At 56.9% G+C, this 12,246-nt stretch carries 13 protein-coding genes; 6 read left to right on the top strand and 7 right to left on the bottom strand.

Annotated elements, in window-relative coordinates:
- Positions 1-77 precede the first annotated feature (77 nt).
- Positions 78-911 (bottom strand): aldo/keto reductase, encoded by an 834-nt coding sequence (locus CLV97_RS01845; protein ID WP_106343825.1) that lies wholly within the window; start codon positions 909-911, stop codon positions 78-80.
- Between the two features lie 153 nt (positions 912-1,064).
- Between CLV97_RS01845 and CLV97_RS18020 the strand changes: the two genes are divergently transcribed.
- The 6 genes from CLV97_RS18020 (at position 1,065) to CLV97_RS01820 (ending at position 5,155) form a co-directional block, all read left to right on the top strand.
- On the top strand, positions 1,065-1,220 hold the full coding sequence (locus tag CLV97_RS18020) for a hypothetical protein (RefSeq protein ID WP_170070330.1): 156 nt from the start codon (positions 1,065-1,067) through the stop codon (positions 1,218-1,220).
- 207 nt (positions 1,221-1,427) lie between these two features.
- Positions 1,428-2,042 (top strand): TetR/AcrR family transcriptional regulator, encoded by a 615-nt coding sequence (locus tag CLV97_RS01840; RefSeq protein WP_106343824.1) that lies wholly within the window; start codon positions 1,428-1,430, stop codon positions 2,040-2,042.
- Complete coding sequence (locus tag CLV97_RS01835; RefSeq protein ID WP_106343823.1) at positions 2,035-2,889, top strand: ABC transporter ATP-binding protein; 855 nt, start codon at positions 2,035-2,037, stop codon at positions 2,887-2,889. The genes CLV97_RS01840 and CLV97_RS01835 overlap by 8 nt, the downstream gene beginning before the upstream one ends.
- Positions 2,886-3,590 (top strand): fluoroquinolone export ABC transporter permease subunit, encoded by a 705-nt coding sequence (locus CLV97_RS01830; protein ID WP_106343822.1) that lies wholly within the window; start codon positions 2,886-2,888, stop codon positions 3,588-3,590. The genes CLV97_RS01835 and CLV97_RS01830 overlap by 4 nt, the downstream gene beginning before the upstream one ends.
- Positions 3,587-4,297: a hypothetical protein gene (locus CLV97_RS01825; protein ID WP_106343821.1), complete on the top strand. Its 711-nt coding sequence runs from the start codon at positions 3,587-3,589 to the stop codon at positions 4,295-4,297. The genes CLV97_RS01830 and CLV97_RS01825 overlap by 4 nt, the downstream gene beginning before the upstream one ends.
- 192 nt (positions 4,298-4,489) lie before the next feature.
- Positions 4,490-5,155, top strand: a complete 666-nt coding sequence (locus tag CLV97_RS01820) for a CBS domain-containing protein (RefSeq protein WP_106343820.1) — start codon at positions 4,490-4,492, stop codon at positions 5,153-5,155.
- A gap of 75 nt (positions 5,156-5,230) precedes the next feature.
- Here the strand turns inward: CLV97_RS01820 and galE are convergent, their stop codons facing one another.
- From galE to CLV97_RS01785, 6 genes are all read right to left on the bottom strand, one after another.
- On the bottom strand, positions 5,231-6,232 hold the full coding sequence (gene galE, locus CLV97_RS01815; RefSeq protein WP_106343819.1) for a UDP-glucose 4-epimerase GalE: 1,002 nt from the start codon (positions 6,230-6,232) through the stop codon (positions 5,231-5,233).
- Positions 6,217-7,407 carry a galactokinase gene (locus CLV97_RS01810; protein WP_106343818.1) on the bottom strand — a complete coding sequence of 397 codons (1,191 nt, stop codon included), beginning with the start codon at positions 7,405-7,407 and terminating at the stop codon, positions 6,217-6,219. Before CLV97_RS01810 ends, galE begins: the two co-directional genes overlap by 16 nt.
- Positions 7,404-8,387: a galactose-1-phosphate uridylyltransferase gene (galT, locus tag CLV97_RS01805; protein ID WP_245891323.1), complete on the bottom strand. Its 984-nt coding sequence runs from the start codon at positions 8,385-8,387 to the stop codon at positions 7,404-7,406. The genes CLV97_RS01810 and galT overlap by 4 nt, the downstream gene beginning before the upstream one ends.
- A 378-nt stretch (positions 8,388-8,765) precedes the next feature.
- Complete coding sequence (gene glpK / locus CLV97_RS01800; protein ID WP_106343947.1) at positions 8,766-10,262, bottom strand: glycerol kinase GlpK; 1,497 nt, start codon at positions 10,260-10,262, stop codon at positions 8,766-8,768.
- Positions 10,263-10,348: 86 nt separating this feature from the next.
- On the bottom strand, positions 10,349-11,185 hold the full coding sequence (locus CLV97_RS01795; protein ID WP_106343816.1) for an MIP/aquaporin family protein: 837 nt from the start codon (positions 11,183-11,185) through the stop codon (positions 10,349-10,351).
- 304 nt (positions 11,186-11,489) lie between these two features.
- Positions 11,490-12,041, bottom strand: coding sequence for a DUF420 domain-containing protein (locus CLV97_RS01785; RefSeq protein ID WP_106343946.1), 552 nt, complete (start codon positions 12,039-12,041; stop codon positions 11,490-11,492).
- Positions 12,042-12,246 lie beyond the last annotated feature (205 nt).

Raw genomic sequence — 12,246 nt, 5'->3', positions numbered from 1 at the left:
GTTTATAAAGTCTGTCGGAAGCGGCCACCGGTCCGATGGGACCGGCGGCCGTTTTTGCGTTTGCGGGCGGTGCCGTTTCAGAAATTGAAATTGTCCGGATCCGGGCCGAAGCGGTGGTTCCGGTTCAAAGCGTCCAGCTTCGCCATGTCCTCCGCCGACAACTCGAAGTCGAACAGGTCGGCGTTTTCCCGAATCCTGGCTTCCCGGACCGACTTGGGAATGGTGACGACGCCGTGCTGGAGATCCCAGCGCAGCACGATCTGGGCCGGCGTCTTCCCGTATTTCTCCGATAATTCAACGATCTCCGGCACGTTCATCACCTCCCCCCGCATCAGCGGACTCCAGGCCTCCAGCTGAATGCCCTCCTTCCGGCAGAAATCCCGCAGCCTCTCCTGGGTCAGGAACGGATGAAACTCCACCTGGTTCACCATCGGCTTGATTTCGGCATCGGCCATCAGGTCTTCCAGATGATGGACCTGGAAGTTGCTCACCCCGATCGCCCTCACCTTCCCCTCCATGTAAAGGGCCTCCAGCGCCCGCCAAGTCTCCTTGTATTTCCCCTTGACCGGCCAGTGGATCAGATACAAATCCACATACTCCATCCCCAGCCGGCGGAGACTGGCCTCAAAGGCGGCCAACGTCGACTCGTATCCCTGATCGGAATTCCAGACCTTGGTCGTGACGAAGATTTCTTCGCGAGGAATGCCGGATTCCCGGACCGCCCGACCGACTCCTTCCTCATTGCCGTAGAAGGCGGCCGTATCGATGCTCCGGTAACCGATCCGAAGCGCCGCCTTCACCGCCTGTTCCACCTCTTCCCCTTCCTTCGCCTTGTATACGCCAAGCCCCAGCCACGGCATATGGACGCCGTTGGCCAGCACCGCCGCATCTGCAATGTGTTGGACAGCCATATGTAATCGCCTCCCGATCACCGATACTGGATGGTTCGAGAACTTATACCCCCCGCAGAGCCCGCCCAAACGATTTTCCGAATTTCCCGTCGGCTCCCGCCGGTGATGAGATAACCTCCTCCGGAATATCCCTTTCAATGGGAGGTGAAAATCATGCCGATTCTCCTGGTTCAGATCGCTCTGATCCTTATCCTCGTCCGCTGCGCGTACCGGGTGATTCGCATGTTTCAAGCGGCCAGACAGGACTGGCTGGAGATTTTATTCCAGGTTGCCGTGTTCATCGTCGCCCTTTGGCTTCTCATCGACTAGTGCGCGATACCCTTGCATGCCGATTCCTCCCGAACCGGGGCGGGGCCTTCTCCCCGCCCTTTTCTAAATCACTTCGGGCGCAATGAACGTGAAAAAGGGGCTCTTCACCGGATCAAGAATTCGGTCAAACTTGACAGCCGTGTCGGCGCGGGATACACTGTTTATGAACAAAAAACAAATTCGTTCATAGGATCAAAGGAGGAAATGATGGGCGGCCGATTTTCCGATCGCGAGAAGGAACGGATCCGAAAGCAACTGCTGAAAACGGGAAAGGAGATGTTTTCCGTTTTCGGTTTGAAGAAGACGAACATTCGGGACCTGACGAAAGCCGTGGGAATCGCCCAGGGCACGTTCTATCATTTTTTCCCGTCCAAAGAAGCGCTTTTCTTCGAAATACTGGAGCATGAAGAAGAAGACGTGAGGAGAAACTTGTTCGCGGATACCGAGGGAGCGATGACCGAGACCGGTCTCCGGCGGTTTCTGGAGAAATCCTTGTCAATCATCGAAACCCATCCGATCTTCAGTCAAATGTTTGACGAAGAAGTGCGGGAACAATTGGTGCGGAAGCTTCCTCCCGAGCGGCTGGAAAAACACCGCGGAGCGGATGTGGAGGTGTTTTTGCCCCTGATCCGTCGGTGGCAGAAACAAGGGGGAATGCCCGATCTGGAGCCTGAATTGATCATCAGTGTCATTCGTTCCCTGATTCTCCTGTCGCTCCAGAAAAAACTGATCGGTGAAGAACTCTACGAAAAGACCATGCATCTCATGATTCGATTCGTGGCCAAAGGATTGATGAATGCGGGGGAAGACAAGCATGATTGAAGTGCACGACTTGCATTACCGATATCCGGGAAGTCGGGAAGCCGCCCTCCGCGGAGTCAGTTTCCACATAAAAAAAGGGGAAATCTTCGGCTTCCTCGGCCCCTCTGGAGCCGGAAAAAGCACCCTTCAGAGGATCTTGATCGGCCTTCTTCCCGATTATGCCGGCACGGCGAGGGTAAACGGAGTGGAGGCGAAGGAAGCGGGTCCGGACTTTTACGAGCGGATCGGAGTCGCCTTTGAATTCCCCAATTTCTACAGCCGGTTTACGGCGTTGGAAAACCTCTCCTTTTTCTCCTCCCTCTATACGGTAGAAACGGAAGATCCGAGAAACCTCTTAACCAAAGTGGGTCTTGAATCCCACAGCCATACGAGGATCTCCCGCTTTTCCAAGGGGATGAAAACCCGGCTGAACCTGTGCCGCGCCCTGCTCAACCGTCCGCTGCTGCTGTTTCTGGATGAACCCACCTCCGGACTGGATCCGGTAAACACCCGTATCGTGAAGGAGTGGATCCGGGAGAAAAAGGCGGAGGGGACGACCATCCTCATCACCACGCACAACATGCACGTAGCCGAAGAACTCTGCGATCGGGTCGCATTTATCGTAAACGGTCGGATCCGGCTCATTGACTCCCCGAATCGGCTGAAACGGATCAAGGGAAGGAGAAAGATCCGGGTGGAATATCGGGAGGGAGAGAAATTGAGGGCGATTGATTTCGATTTGAACGGAATCGGTGCAAACGCCGCCTTTCTGCGATTGCTGAGGGAAAGGGAAATCGAAGCCATCCATACACGGGATGTGTCCCTCGAGCAGATCTTCCTGGAGATAACCGGGAGCGTTCCGTCATGAAAAGGGTGTGGCTTGCTCTGAAACAGGATGTTCGTTTTCAATACCGACACGGTTTTTACCTGGCTTACCTGTTTGTCACCCTCTTTTATGTGGTTTTGCTTTCCTTTCTGCCGGATTCGTCGAAACCGACGATGGCGACAATGGTGATTCTCTCCGACCCGAGCTTTCTGGGATATTTCTTCATCGGTGGCATCATCCTGCTGGAAAAAGAACAAGGCATCATTGAAAGTTTGATGGTAACCCCCCTCCGGCTGAGGGACTACCTCTTGGCCAAGGCGTTCTCTCTTCCCTTTCTTTCCGTGATGACCGTCCTGGCGATCTATACGGCTGTCTTTGGGCTCCTCCGGTTGTCCGCATGGTTTCTTCTTGGAATATGGTGGACTTCCGTCTTTTTCACTCTCTTCGGTCTCGGCGTGGCGATCCGCTGTCGGACAATGGGCGGATATTTTCTGGTATCGAGCCCGGCAGCCATGATCTTTTTGCCTCCCGTTCTGGAGCATTTGAATATTCACGACATGCCGCTCGATTTCCTGTTTCCCACCGGTGCATCACTGCGTCTGATCGAAACTCCCTTCCGCCCGTTGGAATTTGATGAAGGACTTGTTCAGCTGGGCATTCTGACGGGATGGTCGGTGCTGGCTTACCTCTGGGCAAAACGGTCCGTTCATAAAAAGATAGCGGGAAAGAAGGAAGACGGATGAAAAGGATCTTCTTCCTGCTTCATGCTGACCTGAAAAATATCCTTCGCGATCCATTGCTGTTTTTGGCTGCGGCCGGTCCCTTGCTATTGGCGGTTCTCTTTCGTCTTGGAACCCCTGTTGCCGCAGGGTGGCTTGAAAGGATGTTCGCCTTTGACCTTACACCCTATTACGGACTGATCCAGGCCGTGGTCCTTCAACTGGTTCCCTTCGTCACGGGAATGGTTGCCGGTTTTTTGATGCTGGAGGAGCGGGACGAAGGATTGATCCCGTTGTTTGCCGTAACACCTCTCATGAAATCGGGCTATTTGTTGACACGGATGTTCACCCCGGTTCTGTTGTCTTTTATCTATTCGATTTGTATCGTGCACTTCGCCAGCCCGAGTCCTGTCGATGAAGCAAAAGGCCTGGCCGCCTCGCTGCTGTGGACGATGGAAGCGGCGATGTTGGCTTTGCTGCTGGCGGCATTCGCCGCCAACAAAGTGGAAGGTTTGGCTTTGACCAAAGGAGCGGGGATCCTGGTGTTCACTCCCCTCGCGGTTCAATTTCTTCCACGGCCCTGGGACGTCTTGATTCTGGTTTTTCCCACCTTCTGGCCCTCTAAAGTGCTCTTTGCGAAGGAAACACCAACCTGGTTTGCCCTCGGATTGATGATTCACCTCGGCATCGTGTGGAGGCTGTACCGATCCTTTCAAAAAAGGGTGGAATAGCATAAAGGTAAAACTCCTGGACGGTGAATTTCTCATCACGGATCGGAGGAGGAATTTTTAAAGGAGACTCCTCTTGGGGCACCCCATCCCCTTCACTACAAAGGAATGCTGAAGGATTTTCCTCAGGACGGAGAGAATAGATTATCGTCCTGAAAAAGTTTGATTGATCGCGACAACAAGGGAGGAACTGTCATGTTCATCCGCAACTGCTTGACGCCCCGGGAAGAGATCGTGACCGTCACCCCCGACATCAGCCTGCAGGAAACCCTTGACATTCTTCAGAAAAACGGCCTGGACTCCGTACCGGTGGTGGACGACAAGGGCCTGTTCCTCGGCATCACCGGGTACCGCTATATCTTCAAGGCGTTGTTGGAAGAAGGCGTGCAGAACCTGGAAACCCTCAAGGACTACAAGGTCTCCGATGCCCTCTACCTGATCGACCCGATTTCCGTCGACAGCGATTTTGAGGACACCTTTCCCGTCATCGTCTATCATCCCTTTGTGCCCGTTGTGGACGAAGACGGCTTCACCTTTTTGGGAATCGTCAAGATCAGCGACATCGAAGCCGTCCTGACCACCACCTACGGTCACGGAATTCCCGGTGTCCGCTTTCTCCTGGGCGTCCTGATCGACGTCCCCCACGAAATGGAGCAGATCATGGAATGCGTCAAGCCCTTCGACGTCAACATCATCACCGTCGTCACCTTCGACGCCGGAGATGCGGTGGGTCGGCGGATCCTGCTGAAAATCGAGCCGACGCCCCACACCGAAAACATCCGGAAAGAGCTGGAGAAGAAGGGCTTCCGCGTCCTGGACGTGAAAGAAGTGAAACCCGCCGAAGAAGAGGAGAATTCCTGAAAACCGCAATCATCATGCTGTCTTAGTTCCCGGAAAGCGCCCCTGCTGAGGCAGGGGCGCTTTTTCCACGGGACTTTATACATTCGCCGACTCCGTCCGGAATCCATCGGGGTGGCGGCGGTGCCAATTCCAGGCCGTCTCCAGAATCTCCTCCAGCCGGGAATATCGGGGCTCCCAGCCCAGCTCCCGCCGTGCCTTCTCGGCGGAAGCCACCAGAATCGCCGGATCCCCCGGACGTCGGGGGGCCCATTTCTCAGGAATGGGGCGGCCGGTCACCTCACGGGCCATCCCGATCACTTCGCGGACGGAAAATCCCGACCCGTTGCCCAGATTGTAAACCCCACCCTCTCCGTCCCGGCGCAACTTCTCGAGGGATAACCAGTGGGCCCGGGCCAGATCCATCACATGAATGAAATCCCGGATGCAGGTCCCGTCCTTTGTGGGATAATCATTCCCGTACACATGGACGCATTCCCGCTTTCCCAACGCCGTTTGCAACACGATGGGAATCAGGTGGGTCTCCGGATCGTGATCCTCGCCCAGTTCTCCCGAGGGATGGGCGCCGGCGGCGTTGAAATAGCGAAGGGAAACGGCCTTCACTCCGTAGGCGCGATCGCACCACTTCAGCATCCTCTCGATGGCCAGTTTGGTCTCCCCGTAAGGATTGGTGGGATGGGTCGGATCCGTCTCCGAAATGGGAGTCCTCTCCGGCTCGCCGTACACCGCCGCCGTCGAGGAAAAGACGAGATGCTTCACACCGTGTTCAACCATCTTTTTTAACAGGCGAAGGGTTCCACCCACGTTGTTCTCATAGTAGAGAAGAGGATTTTTGCCGCTCTCCCCCACCAGGGAGCAGGCGGCAAAATGGATTACCGCTTCGATCTCCCGTTCCCGAAAAACCCGGTCCAGCAAGGCTTCATCCCCGATCTCCCCCCGGTAAAAGGCGGGGGCCCGTACCGCACCCGCGTGCCCGGTTCGGAGGTTGTCCAGGACCACCACCTCTTCTCCCTGCTCCATCAGTTCCAACACCGTATGGCTGCCGATATATCCCGCCCCGCCGGTCACGAGGACCGCCATGACTCTCCCCCCCTGTGAATCTCTCTCGCTCCGTCGCCGATTCCCGGATGATAGAAGAGAGGCGTCAATCCGGTTCGCCGGCGATATCCTTCCTCCACGCGTGACCGGAAATTCTCCAGCGCATCCCGGTGCACCAGGTTCACCGTGCAGCCGCCAAACCCGGCTCCTGTCATCCGCGCCCCGATGCATCCCTCCACCCGGTTTGCCTCTTCAAAAAGGGCGTCCAGCTCCGGGCCGGTCACCTCGTAATCCCTCTGGAGGGAGAGATGGGACTCCCTCATCAACCGACCAAAAGCCAGCAGATCCCCCGACTCGAGGGCTTCCGCGGAGCGGAGCACCCGGTTGTTTTCCGTCACCACGTGCCGGATCCGCCGCCGCAACCGCTCGGACGAGACCCGGCCCTGCACCCGTTCCCATTCTTCCGGACGCACATCTCCCAGGGACGTCAAACCGGGAAACTCCCGCCTCAGTTCCCGCAGTCCGGCTTCACACTCCTGCCGGCGCTCGTTGTATTTCGATCCGGCCAACCCCCGAGACTTGTTGGTGTGAACGATGACAAGGCGATAATCCCCCCAGCGGAGGGGGACATGTCGGTACTTGAGCGTGTCGCAATGAAGAAGAATGGCGTGGTCCTCCTTCCCCATGCCGGAGGCGAACTGGTCCATGATCCCGCACTTGACTCCGACAAATTCGTTTTCCGCCTGCTGGGCCAGCCGAACCAGACGGGTCATCGGCCAGGAGAGGCCGCTCACGGCGGAAACGGCCGTCGCCGCAGCCAGCTCGATGGAGGCGGAAGAGGAGAGGCCCGCTCCCAGGGGGACATCCCCGTCGAACAGCATGTCGCAACCGGGAAGCTGAACTCCCCGTTCAAGAAACTGGTGCAGCACCCCTTTGGGGAAATTGGCCCATCCGTCCTCCTTTCGATAAACCACGTCCCCTTCCCCTACCTCCACCCGGTTCGCAAATTGGAGAGAGGCCAGGCGGAAACGGCCGTCCTTCCGGGTTCGAACCGCCACAAGGGTTCCGAAGGTGAGGGCGGCGGGAAACACGTGCCCGCCGTTGTAGTCGGTGTGTTCCCCGATGAGATTCACCCTCCCCGGGGCGAAAAACACCCGTTCGGGCTCGGCGCCGTAAAGGCGGACAAATTCCCGTTCCAGCCCCTCGACGCTTTTCATCGGAACACCCGCCTCCCTTCCCGCATAAAGCGGTGATAAGCTTCGCGCAACTGCTCCGCGCACTCCTCGACGGAATGGGGATTGCACGCCGCCCAGGCCCCCATCTCCGAAGAAGCGTAATATTTGATTTTGTCCGCCTCTCGAAGGGGAGGATAAAACTCGATGTGAAAATGATAGTAGTCCTCCACATCCTCCCCGTTGACGGGCCGCTGGTGCAGGACCATCATGTAGGGAAACAGCTTGTGAAACAGGTTGTCCATCGCCCCGGTCACCTTTTGCAACATATCCGCCAGGCTGCGCCTCTCCGCCCGGTCAAAGTCGCTGAGGGCGGTTTTGTGTCTGTTGCTGACGATGAACACACCGTAGGGATAATCGGTGAAAAAGGGAAGATAGGCGACAAAATGGTCGTTTTCGGCGATCACCCTCCCCCCGAAGGCCCTTTCCTCCCGGTTCATGTCGCAGATCAGGCAGGATCCTTTCCGCTCGTAATGTTTGCGGCAATTCTCCAGCTCGGTGCGAATCTTCAGGGGCATGTGAGAATAGGCGTAGATTTGACCGTGGGGATGGAACATCGTCACCCCGCATTCCCTCCCCCGGTTTTCAAAGATGAGCACGTATTGATGCCTCGGATCCTTGCCCAATTCGACGAAACGTTCCGTCCACAAATCGACCAGCTTCTCGATGTGATCCACGGAAAGCTCCGGAAGGGTGGCCGTGTGACTGGGTGAATAGAGGATCACTTCGCATTTGCCCACCGCCTTGCGGGTCCGGTAGAGGGAGGAACCCACCGGATCGGGATCCGGCGGATCCGGCATCAGCGCCGGAAAATCGTTGTCGTACGCATAAACGTCGTAGTCATCCGGAACCTTGCCCGAACCCGGACAAAAAGGACAATCCGTCTTCGGAAGGTTGGGCCGGTTCTTTCGATTGGAGGCCACCATCGTCCAATCGTCCAAAAGGGGATTGTAGCGCAGTTCCACCGGATGTATCACCCCCGCATGAATTCCCGATTCATTCGACGTGCAAATAATCATGAAGAAAAGAAGCCGGTCCGTTCAAACCGGGCCCCTATTCAATCATCTCACAGGAAAATGAGATCATCAATCGACCATTCGGAATCTTGTACCGGAAACAGACAAGTCCGATCGTTCCGATTGCCAGGATCGAACCCGTCGGTTCGTGCTGTTCCGAAATTCACAGGGGCCCCATTTAATTTCCCGAGACAAAATCCTCCGTCGCGCGTCCCCTTCGGAGATGAAAAAACCCCTTAAAGCCGCAATGCGTCTTTAAGGGGCATGCTTCCCAACTTTTCCTCCGGGTTCTATCGGAACCCGCTTCTTCTTTTCCGGATGAAGGATTCAAACCTTCACCTCTCTGCGGGAGAGGGTCCGGCTCACGGCATCCCGCCATCCTCGATAGAGGGCTTCCCGCTCCTCTTCCGCCATTTGGGGACGGTATTCCGCATCCACTGCCCAGTTATCCTGGATCGTTTTCCGGTCGTTCCAATAACCGACGGCCAATCCGGCGAGATAGGCCGCCCCCAGGGCGGTGGTTTCGCTCACCACCGGACGTTTCACCGTCACGTTCAAAATGTCGGACTGGAACTGCATCAGAAAATTATTCAGGGAGGCGCCTCCGTCCACGTTCAACTGCTGCAGGCGGATGCCGGCATCCTGCTCCATGGCCGCCACCACATCCCGCGTCTGATAGGCCAGGGATTCCAGGGCGGCCCGGGCCAGATGATCCCGGGTGGTGCCGCGGGTCAAGCCGAAGATCGCCCCGCGGGCCTCCATGTCCCAATAGGGGGCTCCGAGCCCCACGAAAGCGGGGACGAGATAAACCCCGTCATTGGAATTCAGCCGGCGCGCGCGATCCTCCGACTCCCTGGCCGTTTTCAGGATTTCCAGCCCGTCCCGCAGCCACTGGATCGCCGCCCCCGCCACGAAGATGCTGCCTTCCAGGGCGTATTCCACCCGTCCCTCAATTCCCCAGGCGACGGTGGTCAAAAGGCCGTGGTTGGAATGAACCGCCCGGTCGCCGGTATGCATCAGCAGGAAACACCCGGTGCCGTAGGTATTCTTCGCCATCCCCGGCGTGAAGCAGGCTTGGCCGAACAGGGCCGCCTGCTGGTCCCCCGCCATCCCGGCGACGGGCACCCTCGCCCCGCCGAAGGCGGATTCGTCCGTATATCCGTACACTTCACTCGACGGGCGCACCTCCGGCAACATGGCCCGGGGAACATCCATCATTTCCAACAGTTCGTCATCCCAATCCAGGGTGTGGATGTTAAATAACAGAGTGCGGGAAGCGTTGCTGAAATCGGTGGCATGAACCTTGCCTCCGGTCAGCTTCCAGAGGAGCCAGGTGTCGATGGTTCCGAAGAGCAATTCCCCCCGCTTCGCCTTTTCCCTGGCCCCTTCCACGTGATCCAGGATCCATTTCACCTTGGTTCCGGAAAAGTACGCGTCCACCACCAAACCGGTCTTGTCACGGATGGTTTTTTCCAGCCCCCGTCGCTTCAGATCCTCGCAGATGTCGGCGGTTTGTCGGCTCTGCCACACGATGGCGTGGTGAACGGGGCTGCCGGTGTTCTTGTCCCAAACCACCGTCGTCTCCCGCTGATTGGTGATCCCGATGCCCGCCACCTGATCCCGGCGAACGCCGGTGGATTCAAACAGATGGTCCACCACCCACCGGGTGACTTCCCAAATCTCCTCCGCATCGTGTTCCACCCAGCCCGGTTTCGGATAGAGCTGGCGAAACTCCTTTTGCGCAACTCCCCGAACCTCTCCCTGCCGATCGAACAGAATGGCCCGGGAGCTGGTGGTCCCCTGGTCGATGGCCAACATGTACATCTGGTCCTTCACGATCAACCCCCCTTATCCCGCTACAAAGGATTTCTTCCTCCCGCGCCGCCTTCCCTTCCGTCGACTTCAGCCGTTCACCGGGACGCGTCCAGCGGACGCTGTTGTTGATCCGCCTGGGCCGGCACTTCCTCCTCTCGCTGAAGGAACGGGCGGATGACGCCGTCATACACCAGCGCGCCGAACAAGCCCCCGAGGACGGGAGCGATCAAAGGCACCCAGAAATAAGCTCCCGGGCCGGGCAGGGCAATGCTGTCCCAACCCGCCAACGCCGCGAACAGTTTGGGCCCGAAATCCCGCGCGGGGTTGAGGGCGAATCCCGTCAGGCTGCCGAAGGATCCTCCGATCATCGCGATGGTCAGCCCGATCACCAGGGGTCCGAGGTTTTTCAGCGCCGACAACAGCGGGTGCCGTTCATCGACCACGGCCAGGATCACCATCAGCAGGAGGGCCGTGATGGCAAATTCGACGAAGAAGGCCTCCCAATTGGACAGGTAAGGAGCCGGATAGGTGGAAAATACCTTTGCGGTAACCAAACTGTCCGCCGAACCCCGGACAATGTTTTGACCGGCTTCAAACTGAGCGAAAGCATGCCGGTAAAAGAAGTAGACGACGGCCGCGCCCGCGAAGGCTCCCGCCATCTGGGCGACGATGTAGGGAATCACGTTTTTCCATGGAAAACCGCGAAAAACCGCCATGGTGACGGTCACCGCCGGATTGATGTGCGTCCCCGACACCGGTCCGGTAATGTAGATCGCCATGGCGACGGCCAGTCCCCAGATGAAGGAAATCCCCCACAGATCCAGGGACAGTTCGTTCAGCACCCAACCGGCCACCGCACCGCACCCGATGAAGATCAGGATAAACGTACCGACAAATTCGGACAGGCACTGTCCCCACAGGTTCCGATTCACCCGTTCGACTCCCCTTTCCCGATAATCCTCGAAAGGTATAGCCCCTTTACGCCTTTTTGTCCGGCAGAAAAATATGGTTCTATCAAAACATTATATTTAATTAGAAAATTTAATGCAATAACAATTGGAGATTTGTCCCGATGCAAGAACATCAGGTTTTTTCGGGAGATCGGAAAAGATTTCCCGCTGGGCGAAAGGCTTTGCTGGAGCCGAGGATGAAACTTCACCGGCGCTTCCTCTCCGGACAAAGGGGAGCGCCTCGTCAGGCGCTCCCCCGACGGAGCCAGGAAGGTTTCTTTTTGCGTCAGTAATAGGGAGAGATCATCAGATACACCAGGACGCCGGTGATGCTGACGTATAGCCACAGGGGCATCGTCCAGCGTGCGATTTTTCGGTGTTTCTCCAACTGCATATTGAGCCCCCAGGCGAGGGTGAAGAGGGCCAGGGGAACAATCACCGCCGCCAGGACGATGTGGGTGATCAAAATGAAATAATAGACGGCCTTCAGCACTCCTTCGCCGCCGTAAGACGTCGATTCCGCCAGGGAATGGTAGATCAGGTATGTGACCAAAAACAGCGCCGTCGTGGTGAAGGCGGCCAGGATGAACCGGCGGTGCATCTTCACGTTTTTCCGGCGGATGAAGTACAAAGCCACCAGCAGAAAAACCGTGGTAAAGCTGTTGAAAATCGCGTTCAACATGGGCAGAAAGGTGAGGTCCCAGTGATCGAAGCGATCCGCCTTCGGCATGAAAAACAGAACGGCCACGATCAGGTTGATGGCAATCGACAGGGTGACGACCCAGGGGGTGTAGTTTCGCTGCCTGGCGTTTCCCGTCTGATGATTGGTCTTTTCCATGGATTGTTTCACCTTGTGGGATGGATTTCTATCAAACATAGTATATCATGGCGGATCCTCCAACTGCATCGCGGTCACAAAACCGTGAAAATTTGCCGCGTCCGGTGTGACGGCGATCATGGACACGACGCGGACGGATTGGGTTTCCGGATGAATTTCTTCATTATATATAGGGACCCCCCTCCATAAAAAAGAGGGCCCTTTT

It is taken from the genome of Planifilum fimeticola (assembly GCF_003001905.1).
GTDB classification, from domain to species: domain Bacteria; phylum Bacillota; class Bacilli; order Thermoactinomycetales; family DSM-44946; genus Planifilum; species Planifilum fimeticola.
The sequence above is the reverse complement of the archived record's forward strand: the minus strand, read 5'-3'. Positions and strand labels throughout refer to the sequence as shown.

Bases quoted from the DNA above. Each gene is read 5' to 3' on its own strand.
- CLV97_RS01825 (WP_106343821.1), top strand. From the start codon at position 3,587: ATGAAAAGGATCTTCTTCCTGCTTCATGCTGACCTGAAAAATATCCTT.
- CLV97_RS01820 (WP_106343820.1), top strand. From the start codon at position 4,490: ATGTTCATCCGCAACTGCTTGACGCCCCGGGAAGAGATCGTGACCGTC.
- CLV97_RS01835 (WP_106343823.1), top strand. From the start codon at position 2,035: ATGATTGAAGTGCACGACTTGCATTACCGATATCCGGGAAGTCGGGAA.
- CLV97_RS01810 (WP_106343818.1), bottom strand. From the start codon at position 7,407: ATGAAAAGCGTCGAGGGGCTGGAACGGGAATTTGTCCGCCTTTACGGC.
- CLV97_RS18020 (WP_170070330.1), top strand. From the start codon at position 1,065: ATGCCGATTCTCCTGGTTCAGATCGCTCTGATCCTTATCCTCGTCCGC.
- glpK (WP_106343947.1), bottom strand. From the start codon at position 10,262: ATGTACATGTTGGCCATCGACCAGGGGACCACCAGCTCCCGGGCCATT.
- CLV97_RS01785 (WP_106343946.1), bottom strand. From the start codon at position 12,041: ATGGAAAAGACCAATCATCAGACGGGAAACGCCAGGCAGCGAAACTAC.
- galE (WP_106343819.1), bottom strand. From the start codon at position 6,232: ATGGCGGTCCTCGTGACCGGCGGGGCGGGATATATCGGCAGCCATACG.
- CLV97_RS01845 (WP_106343825.1), bottom strand. From the start codon at position 911: ATGGCTGTCCAACACATTGCAGATGCGGCGGTGCTGGCCAACGGCGTC.
- CLV97_RS01830 (WP_106343822.1), top strand. From the start codon at position 2,886: ATGAAAAGGGTGTGGCTTGCTCTGAAACAGGATGTTCGTTTTCAATAC.
- CLV97_RS01840 (WP_106343824.1), top strand. From the start codon at position 1,428: ATGGGCGGCCGATTTTCCGATCGCGAGAAGGAACGGATCCGAAAGCAA.